Raw genomic sequence first — 23853 nt, forward strand, 5'->3', positions numbered from 1 at the left:
GGCGCGCGCGCCGCGAGCTGGCGCGCCACGCCGGCGACGCGCTCGTCGCTGGCGGCGAGCCGCGCGCCGACGGACAGGAAGCCCGTCTCGCCGGCGGCGATCAGGCTCACCTGCGGGCGTCCGTCGCCGCCGAGCATCGGCTCCGGCACGGCCGGCAGAAAGAGCCAGGACTGGCCGTCGGCGGCGCGCCAGACGCGCAGCCCGTCGATCGTCTCGGCGCTGTCGAGCGGGTTCATGGCGTGGCTCCCTCTGGCGCGCCGGCGGGCACGCTCAGCGCCTCGCCGTCCTGGATCGGGCCGCGCCACGGCAGCGGCGGAGCGCCGTCCGGCTGGCGAGGCCGCCACATCAGGCCCGGCCGGAACGGGTCGGCGGCGAACCACGTCACCAGCCGCGTGTCGCGGTCGGCGGTCAGCAGCACCGGCTCGACGGCCTCGTCGCCGGCGGACTCGGGGCGAACCTCGAGGGCGAGCAGCGGCGCGCCGTCGAGCCGCGCGGCGAGGCTGGCGGCGCGTGGGCCGTAGCCAGGCAGGTCGGTGACGTCGAAGCGGCACGGCTGCGCGTCGCGCGGGGCGAGCGCGAGCCGCGCGCCGTCGCGCGGGGAGACCGCCGTGGCGACGAGGCGCGCGTCGGCGAGATCGCGCGGCAGAGTGAGCGATGCGGACGGCCGGCTGGCGTCGAGCCGCACCGGCTTCGCCACCGGCGCGCCGCCCGCTTCGCAGGCCACGTCGAGGTCGGCGAGCGCGGTGAGCGCGGGCGACGCCTCGACACGCACGAAGCGGGCCGGCAGGTCGGCCGGGCGGATGGAGACGCGCCAGCCCGCGCCGGAGCGCGGCGGTCCGTCCAGCCGCCTCATGCCCGCCGGGGTCTCCAGCATCATCACGCAGGCCGCCGTCCAGGCGAGCTCCTCGTCGGGCGCGAGGCGGACGTCGACCGGCGTGACCTCGGCGTGCGTCAGGTCGACCGACTTGCGGATTTCCTGCGGACGTCCGGGCGGGTGCGGGGGCAGCACGATGTTCACCGCGGCCAGCGCGACGCCGGCCGGACGCTGGAGCAGCGCCGCCTCGACCAGCAGGCGGCGAAAGCCGAGCGACAGCTCCGGCGTGACGACGCGCCGCACCAGCGCGTCGCGGCCGACCCGGCGCGCCAGCTCGCGCGCCTCGGCGAACGGATCGAGCCCGAGCGAGAAGGAGCGGGGCGCGACCAGCGTCTCGGCGAGGTTCCAGGCGATCTCGTCCGGCGCGTCGCGCTCGGCGACGGCGAGGGCAAAGCCCGGCGCGCCGAGGCCGGAGGGCGCCGCGAAGCGGCCGAAGCGGACGCGAATGCGGTCGGCCAGCGCCTCGGCCAGCGCGCCCGGCGCGGGCTCGGGGCCGGCGGCCGTGACCGTCAGCCCCAGCGAAGCGAGGTCGCCGCGCAGCAGCGCGAGCAGGCCGTCGCGGGCGAGGAAGCCGTCCGGCGCGTGGGCGGCGAGGGCGGCGGCGAGGCGCTTGCCGGCCACGACGACGCGAGCCGGCGCGCGTGGCGACACGCCGTCGATCTCGATGTCGGCGCGGGCCGTGAAGGGCAGGGGGCCGTCGGCGAGCGCCGCCTCGATCAGGCTCGCGGCCGCTGGGTCGAGCGGCACGGAGAGCCGCGCGAGGCCGAGCCCCAGCCAGTCCAGGCTCTCGGGCGGGGGCGGCGTCAGCCTGGCGTCGGTGACGGAGTCGGAGGGCAGCAGCGCCAGCTCGCCGCGCACGGGCGCGGCCTGCTCCGCGCCCGGCGCGTCCGGGTAGACGAGGCGCAGCCGCAGTTCCAGCAGCGCCCGGTCCGGGTCGCCGGGGTCCGGGCGGGCCGGGCGCACGGCGGTCAGGCGGAAGGCGGGGTCGCCGCCCGGCTCGTCCGCCACCGCGAGGCCGAGCGGCAGCGCGACCGCGACGTCCGGCCGCTCGAAGGCCGGGAAGGCGCGGCCCTCGGCGAGCGGGGCGGGGACGGTCCAGTCTGGCAGCGCGCCGGCCATGCTCACCCCGCCGGCAGCTGCGGCACGAGGATGTCGAAGCTGTCCTCGTGCGGGGTGGGGTCGACGATCTGCCCGGTGCGGCGGACGACGCGCGTGCGGTAGCGGTAGGTGGGCGAGCCGCCCGCGCCGAGCACGAGGTCGGAGAGCGGCATGCGCACCGTCGCCTGCTTTTCCGACGCGTCCGGCGTCAGTTCGACGGCGTCGCCGCGCTCGAACTGCACCATGATGGCGAGCGCGCGGTCCTCCGGCTTGCCGCTCGGCGCATCGAACATCGGCCCGTAGGCCCGCACCGAGATGGTCCGCGCGTATTCGGCGGGGGTCGAGGTGTCGAGGATCTTGTCCCAGATGCGCTGCGGGTCCGGCTTCACGTCGAGCCCGGAGGCGTCGACGACGGGCGTCGGCAGCAGGCCGGCGACCTCCGGCGGCGGGCTGGCGGCGAGCGCCACCCGCATCGACGCGCCGGGCGCGAGGTCGACCGGCAGCGTGACGCCCGACACCGCGCCCTGCACGACGACGTCCGGCCCCGCCCCGTAGGCGAGGTCGATGTCAAGCGCGCGCACCGTCATCGGCGACTCGAGCGTGTTGGTCAGCGTCACCTCGTAGCGGCCCTCGGCGACAGCCGCCGCCGACATGTCGAGGTGGCCGCCGTTCATGCGGTCGAAGCGGGCCTCGAACGGCACGCGGTCGACCGCGCCGCCGCCCACGTCGACGCGGACCTCGCCGCGCATCAGCGACACGGAGCCGCCCATCATGGCGTCGAACACCGCCTTGAAGGCGGGCAGCGTCAGCGTCTCGGAGTGGTAGAGCACGCCGCGCAGATCGACCTGCGCGCCGGGGCGCTCGCTGAGGCCGACGCCGGCTCCCGTCGCGCCGGGCAGCGACAGCCAGAACGACGCCTTGCCGCCGTAGAGCAGTTCGAAGCGCACGCGCGCCCCGCCGCCATTGTCGCGCAGCTCGGCCGGCAACTGCGCCGCCAGCACCGCGCGCGCCGCCTCCAGCCGCGCGGCGTCGATGAAGGTCGAGGCGGCGAACTCCAGCGTCAGGCGCGCGTCGTCGGCGGAGGTCGCCCCCGGCGCGACGCGCACGGCGCACATCGGGTCGAAGGGCGGGCGGTCGCCGCGCGTCAGGCGGAACGCGTCGGGGAGGATGTAGAAGACGTGCGGCTCGGCCACGTCCTGCCAGTAGGTGTGGAAACGGTCCTTCCACTTCACCTGCGTGGGGGTGAGCGCCGGCCCCGTGGCGGCGCGCACCGCGCCGGCGAAGAAGGCGCGGTTCAGCTCCGGGTTGACGTAGAGCGGGTTCGGCTCGGCGAAGCAGGTCGCGAAGCGCGACGACTGGCGATAGAGCTGGACGCCCTGGTCGTCCTTCTCGCCTGGCACGCCCACCTCGGCGGCGAGCACGGTCTTCAGCCCCGCGCCGGAGGCGGCGGTGGTGATGGCCGAGACGGCCTGGTCGCGCTCGCCGATCGAGGCGAAGCGCAGCACGGCCTCCGTTTCGCCGCTGGCCTCGTCGAAGGTGATCTCCTGGAACGGCAGGTCCTTCTGGGCCGTCGCGCCGCCGCCCATCGTCACCTGGTAGACGAGGCTCACGGCGAGGTGGTGCGTGAGTTCCGTCGTCGGCGTCGCGGCGGGGATCTCCGGCGGGCGCGCCTTGGAGAGCTGCGCGCGCAGCAGCCAGCCCTGCGGCGAATCCTCGACGAACAATTTGTACTGGTCGACGCCGGAGACGACCTGCTGCGCCAGCCGGTAGCGCGGCAGGTGCCAGCGCGAGCCGTCCGTCGCGCCCTCGAACACCATCCTGTCGTCGATCGGGTCGGCGGGGGCGACCGGCACGGTCAGCGCCTCGCGCTTCACGCCGCGCCGGAAGCCGGGGAAGGTGCGGCGCAGGCGCAGCCAGAGCTGCGGGTCGACCATGCGCACGGCGTCGGTGCGCACCGCGTTGCCGATGTCGACGCCCTTCACCGGCGGGGGCGGGGCGGCGACGATGTCGCGCACGGCGATCATGGCGTCGCTGTCGCGCCGCGCCATGCCGGGGTCCTTGGCCACCGCGCCGACGAGCGCGGGATTGATCTTCACCGCCTGCGCCAGGCCTGCCTTCGCAATGCCCGCCTCGGCGGGCATACGCCGGAACGCCGCCATTCGGAAATTGGGGTCGGGCATGGATGCGCAGCCTCTCCGGGGCCGGCGCGTCCGCGCCGCCCTGCCAAGTTTTCGAGGGGAGCCGGCGAGGACCGCCGGCCTCCTTGTCAGGCGGCGCGCGACGGCGCCTGGGCCTGGCGCAACGCGCTCCAGGTCTGCGCGCCGACGATGCCGTCGGCCTCCAGGCCGTGCTCCATCTGGAAGCGCATCACGGCCAGTTCGGTGGCGGGGCCGAACGAGCCGTCCACCGCCACCGGGAAGCCGAGGTCGTGCAGCATGCGCTGCAGGTCGCCGACGCTGTCGCTGGCGCAGCCGCGCCGCGCCACCTCGTCGACGGGGGTCGGCTCCGCCGCCATCACCTCGGCGGCGGCGAGGCGGGCGAGCACCGTCTTGGCGCGGGTCAGCGCGGCGCGCCGCGCGTCCAGCCCGTTCAGGCCGCCATTGATCGCCCGCGTCACCGCGATCAGGTCGTCGCGGTCGGCCTTCGGGTTGATGTTGCGGTCGGTCCAGTAGAGGCAGGCGATCCGCAGGCTGAGCTTCGGGTCGGCCGCGGCCTCGGGATCGGCCTCGAGGTCGACGCCGAGCCTCGCCCCGAAGGCGCGGTAGTTGGCGCGCCCGGTGAGCTGGATCAGCCCGCGTCCCTTGAAGCGCCGTCCGTCGTTGGGCTGCAGATTGCCGAGGTCGCGGCGACCCTCGTAGGCGGAGCCGCTGGCGTATTCCTCGCAGGTGCAGAACCCGTCGGACTCGTGGCAGATCTGCGCGAGGAAGTGCGCCGCCCGCAGGCGCGTGTTGATGGCGGCCTCGTCCAGCGTGGCGGCGAGCGAGCCGCTCAGCGCCTCGAAGATGGCCTTCTGCTTCGCCGCGCGCGGTCCCGACATGCGCGGGGCGATCTCGCGGAGAGCGTCGCCGTCGATCGGAATCATGGCTCCTCCTTCTCCAGCGCCGCTGGAGCCTGGTCTTCCCCGGTCCCGGCCACCCCCGCGCCGGGCGCAAGCGTCCTCCCTGCGAAGCAAAGCGCCTCGCATGCGTGTCGCGAACATGATGTCGCCGGGCGTCTTCGCGCCGCTGCTTGTAATTGTCTGAGATAAAACGGAGCGCAGAGAATGACGTCTTCCGCGACGTTCAATGAACGTGCCGGTAGAACTCTTTCGTGCAACAAACACAACACAAAAAAGAAGTCATGCCAAGCGAAAAGACTCTTGCCGGAATCGACTAAACGAAAACTAAACTTAGTTACACTTTGAAATCTTGAACTCTGCCGAATTGTCCAGAAGGTCGGCGACAAGGGCCAGTCGCTCGAGGGCGACCTCGGCGGCGGCCTGCCGCGTCAGCCGGCAGAACAGCGTCTCGCCGCTGTCGAAGGAGCCGTTCTCGGCGAGCTTGTTGGCCGGCGCGCCGCCGCCGCACAGGCGGAAGTACGCGCAGGACGTGCAGCGGCGCACACCGCGATGCACCTGCGCGGCGAGCGCCAGCAGCCTTTGGCGATCGATCACGTCGAACAGCCCGGCGCTCCCGCGCTCGTCGAAGCGGCCGATGGCGAAGCGTCCGTCGCCGCCGGCCAGCTCCGGCGAGTAGGTCGACAGCGCCCCGTCCGCCGTGACGGTGAGGATGGCGAAGGGCGTCGCCTCGTCGTTGGCGGCGCTCTCCGACAGGCAGCGCTCGGCCATGTTCCAGAACTCGCGCAGTCGCAGCCGGCCGGAGGCGAGCGCGCGGTCGGTGACGCGCGCGAGGAAGGCGCGGAAGCGGCGCTCGACGTCCGGATGCGCCAGCGAGGAGGCGCGGTTCGCGCCCTCGATCTCCTCGACATTGAGGCCCAGCGCCTCGATCCCGGCGTCGAGAAAGAAGTCGACGAACCCGTCGGGGTCGTCCAGCGCGGCCTCGCCGACGACGGCGAGCGCGTGGAAGCGCACCCCATGCCGTTGCAGCAGCCGCACTGCGCGCATCGCGCCGTCATGCGTGCCGCGGCCGGCGCGGGTGCGCCGCCGCGCGTCGTGCAGGCGCGCCGGACCGTCGATGGAGACGCCCACCGACACGCAATGGCGCGCGAAGAAGGCGCACCACGCCTCGTCGATCAGCAGTCCGTTGGTCTGGAAGGCGTGTCGTACGGCGCGGCCCGGCATGGCGCTGGCGATGCGGGCGAAGGCGTCCTCGTACCAGGCGATGGGCAGCACCAGCGGTTCGCCCGCGTGCCACACGATGGTCAGCTCGTCGGCGGCGAGCCCGCTTCGATGCAGCCAGGACGCGGCCTGCTCGACCAGCGCCGGGGCCATGCGCGCGCGGCTGTCGCGGTCCGGCAGGTAGCAATAGGCGCAGTCGATGTTGCAGAACGGCGTGCCCTGCAGCACCAGCAGGTTGGTCGAGCCCCGGAGAGGCGCGTCTAGAAATTCTTCCAGTAGTTCGGCCAGTTGTTCCAGTTCGCCCATTGCGGGCGGTATTGCGCCTGCCGGTCTGGCGTCGCCTGCTCGGGCGGCGCGTGCCGCAACAGCCGGGCGCGGATGTCGTCGAGCCGGCCGATGAGCGGCGCCGGCGTCTCCGGGGCGCCTGGGTTCGGCGACGCGCCGGCCGGAGGGGCCAGGCTCGCCGCAAGCGCCAGTCCCTTGACGAGGGTCGACCATCTCTCGCGCATGTCCGTGCTCCCCTGTCGCGCCGGTCGCCCGCGCGGTCGCTTCGGCGGCTGTGGCGGGCGACGTCACCATGACTGGCACCGCAGATAGCGGCAGAGCCGCGAGACGCGGCCCTCGATGGGCTGGCCGGTGGCGGCCAGCGTGGCGGCGATGACGCGCTCGGCGGCGTCGCGCCCCACCATCAGGCCCCAGGACTGGCCAGTCGCGTCGTCGAGGCGGAGCAGGTCCGGCCGGTCGCCGCTCTCCGACGAGGCCTCCGGCGTGCGCTCCAGTCGCACCGCCTCGATGCGGGCCGAGACGTGGCCGTTCACCGACACCCAGGCGATCTGGTGCTCGGGGCTCTCGGCCCCGTCCGGCTTCGGCACGATGCGGATGTCGTGGCTGCAGATCTCCTGCCGCGCGCAGGCCCTGGGCTTCGATCCCGCCCCGCCCGCCGCCTCGGGCGAAGCGTCGGCGGGCGTCGCCTCGATCTGCACGATGGCGGGATGGCCGTAGAAAATCGTCTCGATGTTGCACACCGAGGACGCCGCGTAGTCGCAGCGCGCCTCGGCCGGCGGCGCGGCCGCCGCCTTCGGGATGGGACGGGGCGCGAGCACGCCGGCGAACGCCTGGTAGGCGAAGCTCGATCCGGGCTCTCCCTGGACGTCGAAGGCGAAGACGCGGCGCGCGCCGTCCGCCTTATAGAGGATGCGGTTGTTCGGCCCTTCCGCCGCGTCCCAGAAGGCCGTCCACACGTCGTCGCGGTGGCTGGCCAGCGCCTGCTCCGGCGTCGGCAGGGCGGCCGGCGGAATGTTGTTGGCCACCTCGACGCGCCACGCCGAGGGCGTCGCGGGGTCGGGATACCAGCGCAGCTCGACCAGGCTCGGCGAGAAGCCTTCGGTCCAATCGACCAGCAGCCCGCCGTCGTCGGAGAGGCAGTGAATGCTGCGCGCCGGCCGGCCGGGCGCGCCGAGCTGCGGGAACAGGTCGGGCAGACGGCCGTTGCGGGCGACGCCGGCCTGCCGCAACGCCGCCTCGTCGCCCGGCGTCCACACGGGGGCCCAGCGCGGCGCGGTCTGCGCGTCGACCCAGGCGAGCCCGCGCCGGCCGGGGAAGTCGGGGCTCGGCGGCGTGAGCAGCGGGGCCGGCGGCACGTTCTGCACCAGCCGGCGGCAGCGAGCCGGCGACGCGCCGGCGGCGGCGGCCAGCGACACCGCCAGCGGATGGCCGAAGCCCGGCCTCGCCACCTCGTCGAGCTGCGACACGGCGAGCGACCACGCCATGCCATTGTCGCTGCCCATGCTCGGCGCGCTGGCGTCGACGCGGCGCAGCGCCTGCCCGATGTCGTAGGCGAACTGCGTGCTGTCGGTCTCGTTGCGCAGCAGCGTCCGCAACTGGCTGCCGGCCAGCGCGTGGGCGCTCATCATCCGGTTCTGGAAGGTGAGATTGACGCTGACCACGGAGACGTAGGCGATCACGCCCAGCCCGAGGAGGAGCACGAAGGCCGTCACGGCGAGCGTCACCACGAGGCGGTTCTCCGGGCGGCGGGCGAAGGCGTCGGCGCGCGAGAGCAGGCTGCCGCGCGCCACTTGCGGCGTCGCCGGGCCGGCCAGCGCCGCGAGCCGGCTCACCCGCGCCAGCATGGCGTCGGCCTCGTGCATGGCGGCAAGCCGCGCGGCGGGGTCGACTTCGGCTGAATGAAGGACGGTCGGTTCCATCTCAGCCCCCTCCGGCGGCGGCGCGCGCGGCCAGTTCGCGCGCCACGCGGTCGCGCAGCCAGCCGTGCCCGAACAGCGGCGCGGGACAGAACACCTTGCCGAGCTGTTCGCGCGTGGCGACGGGCGCGACGTCACGGGCCGCCAGCTCCTTGCGGGCGCGCAGCCAGGCCCATAGCCCGGCGGGCGTGCGCGGGTAGGGCTTGAGCAGCGAGGGATCGAGGCCGGACGCCGCCTCGACCATCTGGCACAGCGCGCGGGTGACGGCCTCGGCCTCCTTCAGCCACTCGCCGTAGAGACGCCAGCTGCGGATCAGCGCCTCGTGGCAGACCTCGAACTCGCGCTCGCCGAACGGCTGGCCGGCGTGGCGGATGGCGACGTAGCCGTGGCGCACCAGCTCGTCCAGTGCGGCCTCCAGGGCCTCGCGGCGGTCGCGGCGCTGCCCCTTCGAACCCGGCGCGTCGGCGGCGATGCGCGCCGCTTCCGCACCCTTGAGCAGGCGGCGCACCCAGTTGCCCCGGTCGTCGCGCTGGGCCATCGACACCAGCACGATGCGCAGCACCCAGCGCGCCTCGTCCTCCGCCTTCGGCACGCGGGCGATGGCGGCGTAGGCCGCCACCGCCCGCTCGAACGCCGCGCCGGCGGCCTCGTTCAGGCATTCCTTCAGGTAGGCCGGCTGGGCGGGCGTCGCGGGGCCTCCCGGGGGCAGGTCGGCGAGCTCGACGCGCACCGGCGCGCCGGCGGGCAGCGCGCTCCAGCGCCGGGCGGCGTTCTCCCAGGTCAGGCGAAGGGCGTGCTGCAGCAGCGGCAACTGGTCGGGGCGATGGTCGAGCCCGTCGCGGATGTCGCGGCTGCGCGCCAGCAGCGTCGTCACCAGCTCGGGAGCGACCGGCGCGTCCGGGGCGGCGTCCGGCGGGGGGATGGTCCAGTCCTCGAAGACGATCCGCGCCGGCTTGACGATGGCGTCGCGCAGCGCCTCCTCGCCGATCAGCTCGAGCAGGTAGAAGCTGCTGTTGACGACGGTGGGCAGGGCAGGGTGCTCGGCGCAGCGGTGCAGTTCCTCGCTGCGCAGCGTCACGGCGATGTAGAAGCCTTGCGCCTCGCCGCGCCGCGCCGCCTCGAACACGTCGCGCAGCAGCGCCAGCACGTCGTCGCGCTCCGCCGGGTCGACGTCCGGCTTGAAGATCTCCTCGAACTGATCCATCAGCAGGATCAGGCTCGGCGCGCCGCCGCGCAGCCTGCCGTTCATCTCGAAATCGATCTCGCCCAGCGCCTCGGAGGCGAAGCGGCGCACGCCGGCGACGTCCAGCCGCCCGTCGCGCGTCAGCGCCGCGTGGAACGCCTCGCGCAGCGCGTCCGCGCCTGGGCCTTCCGCGCGAGCGGCGTCGCGCGGGACGGCGCCGCCCGCGACGCGGACCGCCTTGTCGGCCGTCGCCGGCGGCGCGCTCGCGAGCAGGTCGCGCCACAGCCCGTCGAGCAGCTCGCGCGCCGGCCGCCGGCCGGGCATGAACGAGGCGACGTACCAGCGCCCGTTGCGGCCGGGGATGGCGCGCGCCAGCCGCAGATCGGGGATCAGGCCGGCGCGCACCACCGACGACTTCCCCGAGCCGGAGCCGCCGAGCACGATGATGATCTGGCGCTGGCCGAGCAGGCGGATCAGGTCCTCGACCGGGGCGCGGCGGCCGAAGAACACGCCGCTCTCGCTGTCGGAGAAGCTGCGCATCCCGGGATAGGGCGCTGTGAGGCGGCCCTGCTCGTCCTGCGCCTGCGCCGCCCGTCCGTCGCCCGCCAGCCGCGCGAAGGCGGCGAGATAGGCGGCCAGGCCCTCGCCCGTCTCCGCCGGCGGCGGCGCTGCGGGCGGCGGGGGGAGAGGGGCGGGCTGGGCGGACATTGTCACCTCGCCAGCACGCGGTGCATTTCGCCGATCAGCCGCTGGCGGCTCGCCGGGTCGGGCTCCAGGCTTTGGCGGTCGAGGCTCAGCACGCGCCATTTCTCGCCGCGCAGATAGGCGTCGAGCGTCGGGTCGTCGCGGAACCAGTCGGCGTTGCTGATGACGAGGAACACGGGCAGCACGCCGTGATTGCCCGGCGCGTCGCCGAGGCCGTTGGCGTAGACGCGCACCTTGTCGCGCACGCACCGCCGCGCCTCGGTGAGGGTGCGCCCGCGCTGCAGGGTGGAGTCGTTGGCGACCACGATGCTGGTGTTGGCGATCTGCGCCGCCAGCTCCTTCGGGTCGGCGAAATTGGCGATCCACACGTCGTCGGGGCCGATCGGCGGGCGCGCGCCGCGCGGGTCGGGCGGGCCGTTGGTGGCGCTGACGACGTAGTCGCGCAGCTTGTCCTCGATCAGCTTCTGCGCCGTGCTGGCGCGCGCCACGACGATGTCGTCGTCGAGGATTTCGACCGTCACCGTCGGCATGTCGACCGGCCCGGCGGGGGCGAGCAGCCCGGCGAGGAGGTCGACGCTCGCCACGCAGGCGCGCGGCGCGGCGGGCACGGCGTCGGGGCCCGGCTCGGGCGGCGGCGGGAAGCGCCGCGCGAAGCCCGCGGCCAGCGGGTCGGCGGCTAGGTCCTGCGGCAGCCACAGCGTCACCGGCGGGGCCGGCTCGGCGAGGTCGCCCGCCGGGGTGAGCGCCACGCCGGCCGCCACGCCGACGCGCTGCGCCACCTCGTCCGGCGCGCTGTCGCGGGCCAGCGCCAGCGCCTCGCGCGGCGTCAGCGGCTGGATGAAGCGCGGCCATTTGCGCGCCACCTTGCGGTCGCCGGAGGAGAGCCAGCCGTTCGGCCACTCGACCGCCTTGCGGTGGCGCTCGTTCAGCCGGTCGCACAAAGCCTTGCGGGTCTCGGCCAGCTCGTCCGTGCGCACGTCGTCCTCGTGGCCGAGCACGACGAACTCGGCGTCGGCTGAGGCGGCGGCGTCGGGAGGCGGCGGCGCGTCCGTCTCGGGCGGCGGCAGGATCGCGCGGATCTGCTGGACGAACTCGAGGACCTTGTTGATCTCCTCCTGGCGCTGCGGGGTGATGGGGCCGAGGAAGTCGCGGTTGGCGACGTTCTCGTCCTTCAGCCAGGCGTTGCGCCGGAGAACCTCGTGGCCGCGCATCGACCACCAGTCGTCGGCGACGCTGTCGAGGATGACGGGGAAGAACAGCCGCCGCCCCTTCGGGCGCTTCGAATAGCATTCGACGGCCCAGAGGAACTCGTCCTCCTCGATGATCTTGCCGCCGTTCTCCACGTACCAGCGCGACAGGATGGGCATGAAGGCGACCGACTTCTCGACGCGCTCGCGCATCTCCTCGCGCACCGAGCCGACGAGGACGGGGTCGTTCTTGTAGCGGAACAGCGTCGCGGCCGAGCGGATCGGCCGCCACCACGCGTCGGTCAGGAAGGCCGCGACCCAGGCGTCGTCGAGGCCCGCGTAGCTGACGAAGATGCTGGGCCTATCGTCGTCTCCGGCAAGCGGCATCAGTCCCTCCGCAAGTGGAAGGGTGGCGGATTTCTGGCAAAATCATGTCTCATCATGCAAACGAGTCAAGGTAAAAAGATGTGCGTCCCAACACACGGGATGAAGCCTGCAAATCTGACTCTATTCGGGTCATTGACTCGCAACGAAAACGCTCGTTCAATCAGTTCACTAGTCAGCGAAGACTCCAGCGAAATCTAACTAAATTTCGCTTTTTGTAATTTTATGTAGTTCTGCTTGATCGATGCGCGGCGCGTCCGCGCGCGATGAGGCGCGCCCGATTGCGTCCGGTCCCAGTGGAGACGTCCCAGCGCGGCGTCCAAGGGAGGAGCCGATGTCGGTTGTCGAGAACCTGCCGGACACGGCGCCGCCGCCCGCGCCGGACGCCGCCGCGCCGCTGGCGCGCGTGGCGCAGCGCGCCGCCGACTGGTCGGCCACGGCGGGGCGGCTCAACGCCGCCGTGACGCGAACGCGCAAGGCGACGCTGGGGCTCTCCCTCGCCGGCGCGGCGGCGGCGACGCTCGCCAGCCAGATGGCGTCGGAGACGCCGGGGCGCGCCGGGCTGCTGGTGCTGGGCGCGGTGATCCTGGCCGCCGGAAACTTCATCTCCGCGCGGCTCGGCGGACCGGAGCGGATCGCCTCGTGGACGCGCGCCCGCGCCATCGCCGAGGCGATGAAGAGCGAGGCCTTCCGCTACGCCGCGCGCGCCGCGCCCTATGACGACCCCGCGACGGCGCGCGAGCGCCTGCCGGCCGAGGCGCGCCGCATCGAGGAGGGCGGCGACGATTTGCTGCCCGAGCTGACGCAGTCCAAGGCCCCGGGCTCGGCGCCGCGCGACATGCTGTCCCCGACCGAGTATCGCGACCGCCGCGTCGTGGCGCAGATCGACCTTTATTACCGGCCGCGCGCCGAGCTGTCGCGGCGGCGCGCGTCGCTGCTGCGCAAGGCCGAGTTCGGCGTGGCGCTGGCGGCGACGCTGATCACCGCCGCCGCCGGCGCGACCGGCAAGACCATCCCGTTCACCGGCGTGCCGTTCGACATCGCGGCGGTGACGGCGCTGCTGACGACGGTGGGGGCGGGGTTGCTGAGCCACGCCGAGGCCTCCCGCTACGGCTACCTCGCCGCGAGCTATCTCGCCACGGCGAACCGGCTGGAGGCGGAGTTGGCCGGCTTCGACGCCGCCGCCCAGCCGGGCGGCGACTGGTCCGGCTGGGTGGCGCGCTGCGAGGCAGTGATGTCAGCCGAGACGCAGGGATGGCAGGCGCGCTGGACGCGACCGCCCGGCGGCGGGTGAGGGGAGCGCCATGCCGCCGCCCGACCTCCTGAGTCCGCGCCGCCCCGGCCAGCGCCGCCTTCTCGCCCTCGACGGCGGCGGCATTCGCGGCATCCTGACATTGGCGATGCTGGCGCGCATGGAGTCCGATCTGGCGCGCCGGTCGCCGGACCCCGGCGGCTTCCGCCTGGCGGACTGGTTCGACTTCATCGGCGGCACGTCGACGGGCGCGATCGTCGCGTCCGGGCTCGCCTGCGGCATGAGCGTCGCGGACCTCTCGCGCTTCTACGTCGAGAACGGGCACGCCATGTTCGAGAAGGAGATGGTGCTGCACCGGCTGTGGAACCTGTACCGGGGCGATCCCCTGCGCGACCAGCTCGAGGCGGTGTTCGGGGCCGACACGACGCTCGGCTCTCCGCGCCTGCGCACGCTGCTGCTCGCCGTGACCTACAACGTCACCACCAACTCGCCCTGGCTGCTCACCAACAACCCGGCCGCCAAGTACAACGACCGCGCGCGGCCCGACTGCAACCTCGACATCCCGCTGTGGACGGTGGTGCGCGCCTCCACCGCCGCGCCGACCTTCTTTCCGCCGGAGGTGGTGACGCTGGGGCCGCGCCGCTTCGTGTTCGTCGACGGCGGCATGACGCCCTACAACATGCCGGCCTTCGCCATGGCGCGCATCGCCACGGCGCCAACCTTCGGGCTGAACTGGCCGCGCGGCGAGGAGAGCCTGCTGGTCGTCTCGGTGGGCACAGGCGGATGGGACCGCGCCGGCCGCTCGCCCGACGACGAGCGGGCGAGCTTCATCGACGTGGCGCGGCAGGCCCCCGGCCAGATGATGGACGGCATGGCCTACGACCAGGACCTCAATTGCCGCGTGTTCGGGCGCTGCCGCCACGGCCCGAGGCTCGATCGCGAGGTCGGCGACCTCGTCGACCCGGCGCAGCCCGGCTCGCGCGCCTTCACCTATGTGCGCTACGATCCCGACCTCACGCCGGCGGGCCTGGACGCCCTCGGGCTCGGCGGGCTGGACGCCAACCAGCTGACCCGCCTCGACGCGGTGGACGCGATCCCGCAATTGCAGGCGGTGGGCGAGGCGTTCGCGGCGCGCGAGTGGAGCCTCGCTCACTTCGCCGGCTTCGCCTGAACGGATCGCGCTCGCGATGGTGCTACAACTTGTGCGGGAACAACGTTGCGGAAGCTTGGCCGCCCTAGGCTGCATCCATTGCACTCGTGGTTGAGGCCATTGCGATGCTCGTTGCCTTTGTGACCCTGTACGGTGTCGCGGCGCTGTCTTTGGCGCTCGCCCATGCGCTGGCCCGCCAGATCGCGCGGGAGGCCCGCCCGGTGGCGGCTGGCGTGACGGCGCGGGCCTGGGCGAACCCGGCCCGGCCGAACTGAAAGCCGTCTGACATTCAACCAATCGGTTGACAATCGAGATCGGCGGATGCATATTCAATCGCATGGTTGAATTACACGCGCCCCAGCTCGACACCGTCTTCCACGCCCTCGGCGACGCCACGCGCCGGCGCATGCTGCGCGAACTGGCGGGCGGGGAAAGGACCGTAGGGCAGCTCGCCGAGCCCTTCGCCATCTCGCTCGCGGCGGCGTCCAAACACATCAAGGTGCTGGAGCACGCCGGGCTGATCCGCCGCGAGGTGCGCGGCCGGACGCATCTGTGCCGGCTCGATCCCGGCCCCCTCGCCACCGCCCACGACTGGCTGGCCTTCTACGAACGCTTCTGGACAGGCCGGCTGGACATCCTCGAACGGCTCCTCCGCGAGGAGGACGCCCGCCAATCCCCCGCGTCGAAAGGAGACGACTCATGACGCTCGCGACCCTGGACGACTACGGCGTGCTCACCGAGCCCGCCACGCTCACCATCACCCGCCTGCTCCCCGGCCCATTGGAGCGCTGCTGGACCTACCTCACCAAGGCGGAGCTGCGCCGGCAGTGGCTGGCCGGGGGCGAGATGGAGCTGCGCAAGGGCGCCTCCTTCGAACTGATCTGGCGCAACGACGAGTTGAGCGACCCGCCGGGCCGCCGGCCCGAGGGCTTCCCCGAGGAGCACCGGCTGACGTGCGAGATCACCGAGCTGGAGCCGCCGCATCTTCTCGGCTTCACCTGGGGCAACACCGGCGGCGTCAGCATCCGGCTGGAGCCGCGCGGCGACGAGGTGCTGCTGACGCTCGTCCACAAGCGCCTGCCGGATCGCGGCACGATGCTCAACGTCAGCGCCGGCTGGCACATGCACCTCGACCTGCTGGTCGCCCGCGCTCGTGGCGACAAGCCCGCGCCCTTCTGGGAAGGCTGGGCCCGCCTCAAGGCCGACTACGACCGCCGCCTGCCGGCCTGACGGGCGGGAGGGAAGATGCGCGGACCGAGTGTCCGCGCGTCTCTTCGTTGGTCGAGCCGGAGGCCCGCAATCGGAAAGGGCGGACCTCGTCCGCCCGTCCCCGGAACCCCGCAGCGTCAGCGGAGGGGTGTCCGAGGGCCAGCGCATGGATGCTGCCGCGCAGCGGCGCTCAATGGAAAAGGCCACAAGGACGCGCTTCGCGCGACAAATTGCGCTAGGCCCCGGATCCAGTTCCGCTTCGCTGCACCGGTCCGGGGACGGGTGAAGCAGAACGACTTGACTGTCCTGGGCGCATCGGCTTCCATGCGGTCGTTGTCGCCTATCATTACTTTATTTTATTGAGAAAACCCAATGTATTATCGAGGATGCAACTCCGAGTTGCTTCGTCTCGCGCGTCGCCGCGCGCCCGCCGCGCGAGGGGGGCGGGGATGCTGACGCGGCGCGACCATTTGCGCATGTTCGCCGCGCTCGCCGCCGCCGCCTTCATCGTCGCCATGCTGGCGTTGGGCGAAACCGCCTACCGCATGCCGCTCATCCTGTTCGCCGCCGCCTGCGCGATCTTCGGCCTGCTGGTCTAGCGCGCCCGGAAGCTTGACCGACAGGGCGGCCTGCTGTTTCCATCCGCCCGTTCTCAAGCTCTTGCGAATTGGCCCTCGATGATTCCCAACTTCTGCGCGAATTGCGGCGCGGCGCTGCCGGCCGGGGCGCGCTTCTGCTCCTCCTGCGGCGCCGCCGTCCCGCCCGTCCCACCGCCCGCGCAGGGCGGTCCTTCATGGTCTCCCGTGCAGCGCGAGCGCGACCGGGCCGGCGCGGTCGACTCCGCGCCGCGAGCGCCGTCTGAAGCTGGCGGGGAGCTCGCCTTTACCTTCCAGGGCCGGGCCGGGGAGTATTTCGGCATCTGGATCGTCAACGTCCTCCTGTCGCTGATCACGCTCGGGATCTACTCGGCGTGGGCGAAGGTGCGGCGGGTGCGGTACTTCTACGGAAACACCTGGCTGGACGGGCACAATTTCGAGTACCACGCCCGGCCCTCGCGCATCCTGATCGGCCGGCTGATCGTCGTCGCGGTGCTCGTCGTCTACCAGGTGCTGGTGACGATCTCGCCGGCCTTCGCCGTGCTGCTGATCATCTATGCCTTCGTGCTGCCGTGGGCCGTCAACACGGCGCTGGCGTTCAACGCGCGCATGACCTCCTACCGTAACGTGCGCTTCGCCTTTCGCGGCTCGTACTGGCCGGCCTTCGGCATCTATCTCGGCATGCCCATCGCGGTGCTGCTGAGCGCCGGCCTGCTGCTGCCGGTGTTCTCGCGCCTGTCGGCCAACTATGTCGGCAACGGGCTTTCGTATGGAACGGCGCGCTTCCACACGCAGGCGCGGCTGGGGCCGCTCTACGCCAATCTGGGCTTGGCGGCTCTGATCCCGGTCTGCGCGATCGGCCTCGCGGTTCTCCTCACGGTCGCCGCCTCGAGCGGGAGGTTCTGAGATGGGTGGTGTGAGCCTCTGGCACTGGGTCGTCGTCGCGGCCTATCTCTCCGTGTTCCTCGCCGGCGTGTTCTACCGGGCGGGCGTGCGCAACGTGGCGTTCAACGCGACCGGGCTGGACGGCGGCCATCGCCTCGTGTCGCGGCTCGGCCGGTCGCGCGTCCTGTGGATCGCCGTCTCCAACGTCGTCGTGACGGTGGCGACGCTCGGGCTGATGCGCCCGTGGGCGGCCGTGCGGACCTGGGACTACATGGTGCGCCACACCGCCCTCGTTCCCGGCGGTCCGCTCGACGCCATCGTCGGGGCCGCCGGAGAGGCGGGCAACGTCGCCTCGGCGGAATATCTCGACCTCGCCGGAGTGGACCTCGGCCTGTGAGGTGCGAATGATCGAGGGCCGCTATTTCCCGCCCGAGTCGGCCCGCTCCATCGACGCGACGCTGCGCGCCGGCCCAGCAGGACTCCTGCTGCGGCTCGGCGACGGCGCGGAAGCCGCCGCGCCGCGCATCGTCGCGGTGTCGCCGCCGGTCGGCAGCCTGCCGCGCAAGATCGAATTCGCCGACGGCGCGGTGTTCGAGGCGGCGCACGACGCCGATCTCTCCGCGCTTCCGCGGCCCGAAGGCAAGGTGGCGTCGGCGGTGCACTGGATCGAGCGTAACGCGCTCGCCGTCGCCCTGGCCTGCGTGCTGGCCGTCGCGGCGGTGGCCGCGTTTTACCAGTGGGGGCTGCCAGCGCTCGCCCGGGGCCTTGCGAGCGTGACGCCGCCCGGCGTCTCCGCCGCCATCGACGCCGCCGCGCGCCAGACCTTCGAGGGGACGTTGCTGAAACCGTCGCGCCTGCCGGAGGCGCGGCAGGAGGCGCTGCGCCGCCAGATGGCGGCTCTCGGCGAGAGCGCCGGCCTGCCGCCGGCGGACCTGCTGCTGCGCGACGCGCCGTCGATCGGCCCCAACGCCTTCGCCCTGCCGGGCGGCACCGTCATCCTCACCGACCAGCTCGTCCAGGCGGCGCGGACCGACGACGAGGTGCTCGGCGTGCTGGCGCACGAAATGGGCCACGTCGAGCTCCGGCACGGCCTGCGCCGGATTTACGCTGCCGCCGGGCTCTACGCCTTCGTCGCCGTGCTGGGCGGCGACCCGGGCCCGCTCGTCGAAACCCTGGCGACGCAGGCCGGCGTGCTGCGCATCCTCTCCTATTCCCGCGACTTCGAGCGCGAGGCGGACCGGCGCGGGGTCGAGATCATGCTGGCGGCGGGGCGCGACCCCACCGCCTTCGTCGTGCTGATCGGCCGCCTCTCGGGCGCGGCCGGACGGGACGGCGCGACCATCCTCGACACGCATCCCGGCGCCGCCGAGCGCGAGGCCGAGGTGCGCGCCCACGCGCGCGCGCTGGGCTGGCGGGGCTGAGGGGAGGGCGGATCAGGCCGCGTCCGGATCGGTCCGGGGCCGATCAGCCCGGGGCCAGGAAGCTCTCGAGCTTCGCCTTCACCGGCTCCGGCCAAACCATCGAGGTATGCTCGTCGAGCCGGCTCGCGGCCAGCACCTGATGGCCGGACCAGCGCGCCTCCGCGCCGCAATGGACGGTGTGCTCGATCGTCACCGACGAGCGGCCGACCCGGGTGACGGTGAGGCGGAAGGTGAGCCGGTCGCCGAAGAAGGACGGCTTCGAGAAATTGCAGGTGAGGTGCACCGTCGGCGTGCCCCAGCGCTCCTTCCAGATGATCTCGTGCCAGGGAAAGCCGATGCTCGTCCAGAACTCCTCGATCACCCCGTTCAGGAGGTTGAGGTAGGAGGGGTAGTAGGCGGTGCCGGAGATGTCGCAGTCGCCGAAATTCAGCATGCGGTCCGTGGTGAAGCTCACTGGCATGGATCGCTCTCGGGATGGGGCGGGGTCCGCCGCGCGGGGCCAACGAGTCCTTCTTAGCGAAGCCGGGGTGGCGGATACAATGCCCCGCTTGTGCTCGCCGGACGGGAAATGGTCGCGCGATGCGCGCAAAAGCCGCGGCCGGCGCGGCCCGCGCTCGGAACTCGGGCGGAAGATCCGGATTCCGCATTGGACGGCGGAAGACGGTGCGGGTTCCGCCGAGCTCCGCACGACCTTCGCGCCGAACACGGCCCGAAGTTCGCGGGCTTTGAGCTGGGACTTCGCGCATTCCGCGCGCGGAGGCAGAGATGCGCGCGGAACGCGTCGGCGCGCCCGAGCGTTGCCGGGTCGCCCCCGAACCGAGGTTTTCCACCCGATGGCCGCTCCCCGACCCGACATGAACCTTGTTTTTGCTGACGAATTCGACCGTACCGACTTCTACGACCAGCCCGTCCCCACATGGGACACCAGCTTCTACTTCGGCGGGCGGACCATCCTTCCCCTCTACCAGAAGCAGTTCTTTCTCGACCGGAATTACGTCACGAATGACGGAGTTTCGCCCGGAATCGACCCCTATTCGATCTCAGACGGCGTGCTGGCCATCACCGCCAATCCGTTGCCGCCGGAGCTCTCGCCGGTCCTCGACAACCGCACCTATTCGAGCGGCTTGCTGAGCAGTTTCAACGATTTCAGCTTCCAGTACGGCTATGTCGAGGTGCGCGCCCAGGTGCCGGCGGGGCAGGGGCTGTGGCCCGCCTTCTGGATGCTGCGCACCGACGAGGGCGTGCTCGGCGAGATCGACATCGCCGAAATTCTCGGAAACGCCACCTCGACCGTCAACTCGACCATCCACACCTCCACCGACGGCGTCACCGTCACCTCGACGCCGGTGGTCCGCACCACCGTCTCGGACCTCTCGGTCGGCTTCCACACCTACGGAATGGACTGGACGCCGGACTCGATCACCTTCTCGGTCGACGGCGTCGTCACCGGCCAGGTCGCCACCCCGGACGCCCTCAAGGCCACCATGTACCTGCTCGCCAACTCCTCGGTCGGCGGAATCTGGTCCGGCGAGCCTAACGCCTCCACCCCGTTCCCCTCGCAGCTGCTGATCGACTACATCCGGGTCTACCAGGACGCCGACCGCTCGGCGCTGGCCGTGCCGCGCAACATCGTGGGCGGCGAGGGCAACGAGACCTTCGCCGGGGCGGACGGGGCCGACACCATCGCCGGCAATGGCGGCGACGACACCTTCGGCGGCGGGGCGGGCGGCGACAGCCTCTCCGGCGGGGCGGGCGACGATCGCATCCAGGGCGACACCGGCAACGACACGATCGATGGCGGTCCCGGCGCGGACTACATGATGGGCGGCCGGGGCGACGACGTGTACTACGTCGACGACTCCCATGACATCGCCTGGGACGCGCCGAACGGCGGCTACGACACCGTCTACGTCTCCGCCTCGAGCTTCCGCCTCGGCCCGAGCCCCCTCGGCAACGCTATCGAGCGCATGGTCTACACCGGTGGCGGGGACGCGACGCTGGTCGGCAGCGGTTACGCTAACAGCATCGTCGGCGGGGCCGGCGCCGACTGGCTGGACGGCGGCGGGGCCGCCGACACGCTGGAGGGGAAGGGCGGCGACGACGTCTACGTTGTCGATGGGACGGGGGACTTGGTCGTCGAGCAGGCGGGCGGCGGCTTCGACACGGTCCGAACCGCGCTCGCCGCCTATACGCTGGGCGCCAACGTCGAGGGGCTGGTCGCCACGGGAGACGGCCCCTTCAAGGGCGTCGGCAACGCCCTCGACAACCTGCTCGTCGGCGCGGGGAGCGCGGACAGTCTTGCCGGACTCGCCGGCAACGACACGCTCTCCGGCGCGGCCGGGGCCGACACCATGGCCGGCGGGGTCGGCGACGACGTCTATGTGGTCGACGACGCCGGCGACATCGCTACAGAGGCAGCGAACGCGGGCTTCGACACCGTGCAGGCCTCGGTCGGAAGCTGGACGCTCACCGGCAACCTGGAGAGCCTGGTCTATACCGGCGTCTCGGCGTTTCGCGGCGTCGGGAACGGCCTCGACAATGTGGTGTCGGGCGGCGACGGCGCGGACACGCTGATCGGCGGCGCCGGCGCGGACACGCTTTATGGAGGGGCGGGCGCGGACCGCCTCAACGGCGGCCTCGGCGACGACCGGATCGTCGCGGGGGCCGGCGCGGACACGGTTACGGGTGACGCCGGCGCGGACGTGTTCGTCTTCGCCGCGCAGTCGGTGGCGTCGCGCGCCCTCGTCACGGATTTCGCCGTCGCGGGCGGCGATCGGCTGGACGTGCGCGGCCTCGGCCTCGCCAGCTGGACCGACGTGCAGTCCCATCTCTCGGAAGACGCCGGAGGCAACGCCGTGATCGCGGCGGCCGGCGAGACCGTGACGCTGCAGGGCGTGCGCGCCGCCCAGCTCGCCGAGGCGAACTTCGTCTTCGGCGCGACGGCGTCGGGGTCCGCCCCGGTCGGACTGACCGTGCCGGTGACGCAAATCGCCGAGAACTCCCCTGCCGGAACCCCGATTTCCGTTCTCATCGGCATGGATCCGGACCGGGGCGGCACGCTGAGCTACACCCTGGTCGACGACGCCGGCGGGCTCTTCGCCATTTCCGGGCGGACCCTGGTCGTCAACGGTCCGCTCGACTACGAATCCGCCGCCTCGCACGACATTACGGTACGGGTGACGGACGAGACCGGCCTGAGCTTCGACAAGAGCGTTCGGCTGGCCGTCACCGACGTGAACGAAGCGCCTTATGGCCTCGCGCTGTCCTCGGACCATGTCGCCGCCGGCAGCGCCACGGGTGCCATCGTCGGACTGGTCACGGTCCAGGACCCCGACGCCGAGGACGTGCCGACTTTGACGTTGGCCGACGACGCCGGCGGGCGCTTCCTGCTCAGCGCCGGGCGGCTGGTCGTCGTGGGGCCCCTCGACGCGCCGTCGTTCGACGTCAGCGTTCTGGCGACCGATAGCGGCGGCCTGACGACGCAATCCGCCTTCACCGTCACGGTCGACGGCTACTGGTCGGGGGGCGCGGGGAATGTCGTCGACGGCACGTCCGGCAACGATCTCATCACGCCGACCGCGACCGTCGTCGGACAGCTCTATCCCACGGCCGGGCCGGACACGCTGCGGGGCCATGACGGCAACGACACGCTGGACGGCGGCGGCGGCGACGACAGCCTGGCGGGCGACGCCGGAACGGACAGCCTGGTCGGCGGCGCGGGCAACGACACGATGGACGGCGGGCTCGGCGGTGACACGCTGGCCGGAGGGCAAGGCGACGACGTCTACGTCGTCGACACCGGCGACGCCGTCAGCGAACTGAGCAACGGCGGCTACGACACGGTATGGACGGCGCTGTCGTCCTATGGGCTCACCGGCAATGTCGAAGCCCTCATCTATACCGGCTCCGGGGCGTTCAAGGGCAACGGCAACGGGCTCGACAACGCGCTGACCGGCGGGGCCTTCAACGACACTCTGGTGGGCGGCGCCGGCGCGGATTCCCTCTCGGGACTCGCGGGCAACGATCGCCTGAACGGCGGCCTGGGGAACGACACGCTGGCGGGCGGTTCCGGCGCGGACACCCTGACGGGGGACGCCGGCAACGACATCTTCCTGTTCACGAGCCCCGCGACAGCCTCCACCGCGACGATCACCGACTTCGTCGTCGGGCAGGACCGGATCGATGCCCGCGCGCTCGGGCTCGCCAGCTTCGCGGACGTGACGTCCCACGCAGCCGACAACGGTCTCGGCTATGCGGTGATCTCGGCCGGCGGGGAAACCATCACGCTGCAGAACGTCTCGCTCTCAAAGCTCGGCGAGGGCGACTTCGTGTTCTGATCGCGCTGTCGCGCTAGACGGGGGGCGTCGTCGAACGGCGCACGACCATGTCCCCCTCCAGCAGGTGGAGGGCCGGCGTGGCGTCCCCGCCCGAGATGACGTCGAGGATGCGGCCGACCAGCTCATCGATGGGCTGGCGGTAGGTCGTCAGGGAGTAATGGGGCCAGTTCGCCATCGGAATGTCGTCGAATCCGGCGACCGCGATGTCCTCGGGCACGCGGACGCCGCAACCCTCCCGCAGCGCGTCGAGGCCGCCGAGCGCGAGAATGTCGTTGGCGAAGAACACCGCGTCAGTGCCGCCGGCGCGCCCCAGTTCGAGCCCGGCCCGGTAGCCCGCCTCGTAGCTGTACTCGCCCGCGCCGATGCTGGCGGTGAGCGTCATCCCGAGTTCCGCCAGCCGCGTGACGAAGGCGTTCTGCCTCTGAAGGCTGACGACCGTCCCGGTGAGGCCGGCGACGAAGGCGGCGCGCCTCCGGCCGAGGGCGTGGAAATGATCAGCGATCGCCCGCGCCCCGTGGGCGTTGTCGCAACTGACGGTCGTCAGGCGGGCTTCCGGCGCGATCCGGTTGACGAGCACGACACGCCGTCCCTCTGCGGCGAGCACGATCTCCTCGGCGCTGAGCACGGTGGCGGAGATCACCACCAGCGCGTCGACGTGATACTGCCGCAGCGCCATCAATTGCTGGCGCACGTCCGACCCCGGCGCGATGTTGAACAGCAGGCATTGCAGGCCCCGGGCCTGCAAGCTCCGCGACAGCCGTTCCAGCAGCCCGGGGTAGTAGGGATTGCGCAGGTCCGAGACCACCAGGGCGATGATGTCGCTTTTCTGACGCGACAGAATGCTCGCGATGACGTTCGGGCGGTAGCCGAAGCGCTGGGCGGCCGCGAGGATGCGCTGGCGAAGGTCCTCGGAAATCGATGCGCCGGGCGTGAAGGCGCGCGACACAGCCGACTGGCTGACGCCGATCAGGCGCGCCAGATCCCGGGCCGTCATCGTCTTGCTCGCCTCGTTCATCTTTCACGGACTCCGGATGTCGTTTGCACCGGATGCATAACCGGTTTGATCCTAGCACGGCCTTGCATACGGATGCAAAG

Annotated in this window: 21 protein-coding genes; 10 read left to right on the plus strand and 11 right to left on the minus strand. The window is 72.2% G+C overall.

Features of this window, described 5'->3' with window-relative positions; genetic code table 11:
* The 9 genes from NK718_RS20010 to NK718_RS20050 all read right to left on the minus strand — a co-directional run.
* The coding region (locus NK718_RS20010; protein WP_254746004.1) for a hypothetical protein at positions 1–236 on the minus strand (236 nt) is incomplete at its 3' end.
* Positions 233–1993 carry a hypothetical protein gene (locus NK718_RS20015; protein ID WP_254746006.1) on the minus strand — a complete coding sequence of 587 codons (1761 nt, stop codon included), beginning with the start codon at positions 1991–1993 and terminating at the stop codon, positions 233–235. The genes NK718_RS20015 and NK718_RS20010, both read right to left, overlap by 4 nt.
* 2 nt (positions 1994–1995) lie before the next feature.
* Complete coding sequence (locus NK718_RS20020) at positions 1996–4152, minus strand: hypothetical protein (protein WP_254746008.1); 2157 nt, start codon at positions 4150–4152, stop codon at positions 1996–1998.
* A gap of 86 nt (positions 4153–4238) precedes the next feature.
* Complete coding sequence (locus tag NK718_RS20025; protein WP_254746020.1) at positions 4239–5054, minus strand: peptidoglycan-binding protein; 816 nt, start codon at positions 5052–5054, stop codon at positions 4239–4241.
* A gap of 306 nt (positions 5055–5360) precedes the next feature.
* On the minus strand, positions 5361–6554 hold the full coding sequence (gene grrM / locus NK718_RS20030) for a cyclophane-forming radical SAM/SPASM peptide maturase GrrM/OscB (RefSeq protein ID WP_254746022.1): 1194 nt from the start codon (positions 6552–6554) through the stop codon (positions 5361–5363).
* Complete coding sequence (locus tag NK718_RS20035; protein WP_254746024.1) at positions 6509–6757, minus strand: hypothetical protein; 249 nt, start codon at positions 6755–6757, stop codon at positions 6509–6511. Before NK718_RS20035 ends, grrM begins: the two co-directional genes overlap by 46 nt.
* 63 nt (positions 6758–6820) lie before the next feature.
* Complete coding sequence (locus tag NK718_RS20040) at positions 6821–8452, minus strand: serine/threonine-protein kinase (protein WP_254746026.1); 1632 nt, start codon at positions 8450–8452, stop codon at positions 6821–6823.
* A gap of 1 nt (position 8453) precedes the next feature.
* Positions 8454–10340: an nSTAND1 domain-containing NTPase gene (locus NK718_RS20045; RefSeq protein ID WP_254746028.1), complete on the minus strand. Its 1887-nt coding sequence runs from the start codon at positions 10338–10340 to the stop codon at positions 8454–8456.
* A 2-nt stretch (positions 10341–10342) separates the two neighbouring features.
* On the minus strand, positions 10343–11911 hold the full coding sequence (locus NK718_RS20050) for a toll/interleukin-1 receptor domain-containing protein (protein WP_254746030.1): 1569 nt from the start codon (positions 11909–11911) through the stop codon (positions 10343–10345).
* 331 nt (positions 11912–12242) lie between these two features.
* On the opposite strand from NK718_RS20050, the gene NK718_RS20055 reads away from it, so the two are divergent.
* From NK718_RS20055 to NK718_RS20095, 9 genes are all read left to right on the plus strand, one after another.
* Positions 12243–13202, plus strand: coding sequence for a DUF4231 domain-containing protein (locus tag NK718_RS20055; protein ID WP_254746032.1), 960 nt, complete (start codon positions 12243–12245; stop codon positions 13200–13202).
* A 10-nt stretch (positions 13203–13212) separates the two neighbouring features.
* The gene (locus tag NK718_RS20060) at positions 13213–14331 is read left to right on the plus strand and encodes a patatin-like phospholipase family protein (RefSeq protein ID WP_254746034.1); all 1119 of its coding nucleotides are present in this window, start codon (positions 13213–13215) and stop codon (positions 14329–14331) included.
* 104 nt (positions 14332–14435) lie between these two features.
* Positions 14436–14585, plus strand: coding sequence for a hypothetical protein (locus NK718_RS20065; protein ID WP_254746036.1), 150 nt, complete (start codon positions 14436–14438; stop codon positions 14583–14585).
* Positions 14586–14647: 62 nt separating this feature from the next.
* Positions 14648–15013, plus strand: coding sequence for an ArsR/SmtB family transcription factor (locus NK718_RS20070; protein ID WP_254746038.1), 366 nt, complete (start codon positions 14648–14650; stop codon positions 15011–15013).
* Positions 15010–15540 (plus strand): SRPBCC family protein, encoded by a 531-nt coding sequence (locus NK718_RS20075; RefSeq protein WP_254746040.1) that lies wholly within the window; start codon positions 15010–15012, stop codon positions 15538–15540. Before NK718_RS20070 ends, NK718_RS20075 begins: the two co-directional genes overlap by 4 nt.
* A gap of 428 nt (positions 15541–15968) precedes the next feature.
* A complete protein-coding gene (locus tag NK718_RS20080; RefSeq protein ID WP_254746042.1) occupies positions 15969–16118 on the plus strand; it encodes a hypothetical protein in 150 nt (49 codons plus the stop codon).
* Between the two features lie 78 nt (positions 16119–16196).
* On the plus strand, positions 16197–17021 hold the full coding sequence (locus NK718_RS20085; RefSeq protein WP_254746044.1) for a DUF898 family protein: 825 nt from the start codon (positions 16197–16199) through the stop codon (positions 17019–17021).
* A gap of 1 nt (position 17022) precedes the next feature.
* Positions 17023–17397: a DUF898 family protein gene (locus tag NK718_RS20090; protein ID WP_254746046.1), complete on the plus strand. Its 375-nt coding sequence runs from the start codon at positions 17023–17025 to the stop codon at positions 17395–17397.
* A 7-nt stretch (positions 17398–17404) separates the two neighbouring features.
* Positions 17405–18421, plus strand: a complete 1017-nt coding sequence (locus tag NK718_RS20095; protein WP_254746048.1) for a M48 family metallopeptidase — start codon at positions 17405–17407, stop codon at positions 18419–18421.
* Positions 18422–18464: 43 nt separating this feature from the next.
* Here NK718_RS20095 and NK718_RS20100 read toward each other — a convergent pair whose 3' ends face one another.
* Entirely contained in the window at positions 18465–18881 is a 417-nt protein-coding gene (locus NK718_RS20100; RefSeq protein ID WP_254746050.1) for an acyl-CoA thioesterase, read from the minus strand.
* Between the two features lie 394 nt (positions 18882–19275).
* Between NK718_RS20100 and NK718_RS20105 the strand changes: the two genes are divergently transcribed.
* Positions 19276–22758, plus strand: a complete 3483-nt coding sequence (locus tag NK718_RS20105) for a family 16 glycosylhydrolase (protein ID WP_254746052.1) — start codon at positions 19276–19278, stop codon at positions 22756–22758.
* Positions 22759–22771: 13 nt separating this feature from the next.
* Here NK718_RS20105 and NK718_RS20110 read toward each other — a convergent pair whose 3' ends face one another.
* Complete coding sequence (locus tag NK718_RS20110) at positions 22772–23773, minus strand: LacI family DNA-binding transcriptional regulator (protein WP_254746054.1); 1002 nt, start codon at positions 23771–23773, stop codon at positions 22772–22774.
* Between the last annotated feature and the right edge of the window lie 80 nt (positions 23774–23853).

The sequence above is a fragment of the Alsobacter ponti genome (assembly GCF_024294805.1).
Taxonomy (GTDB): Bacteria; Pseudomonadota; Alphaproteobacteria; order Rhizobiales; family Beijerinckiaceae; genus Alsobacter; species Alsobacter ponti.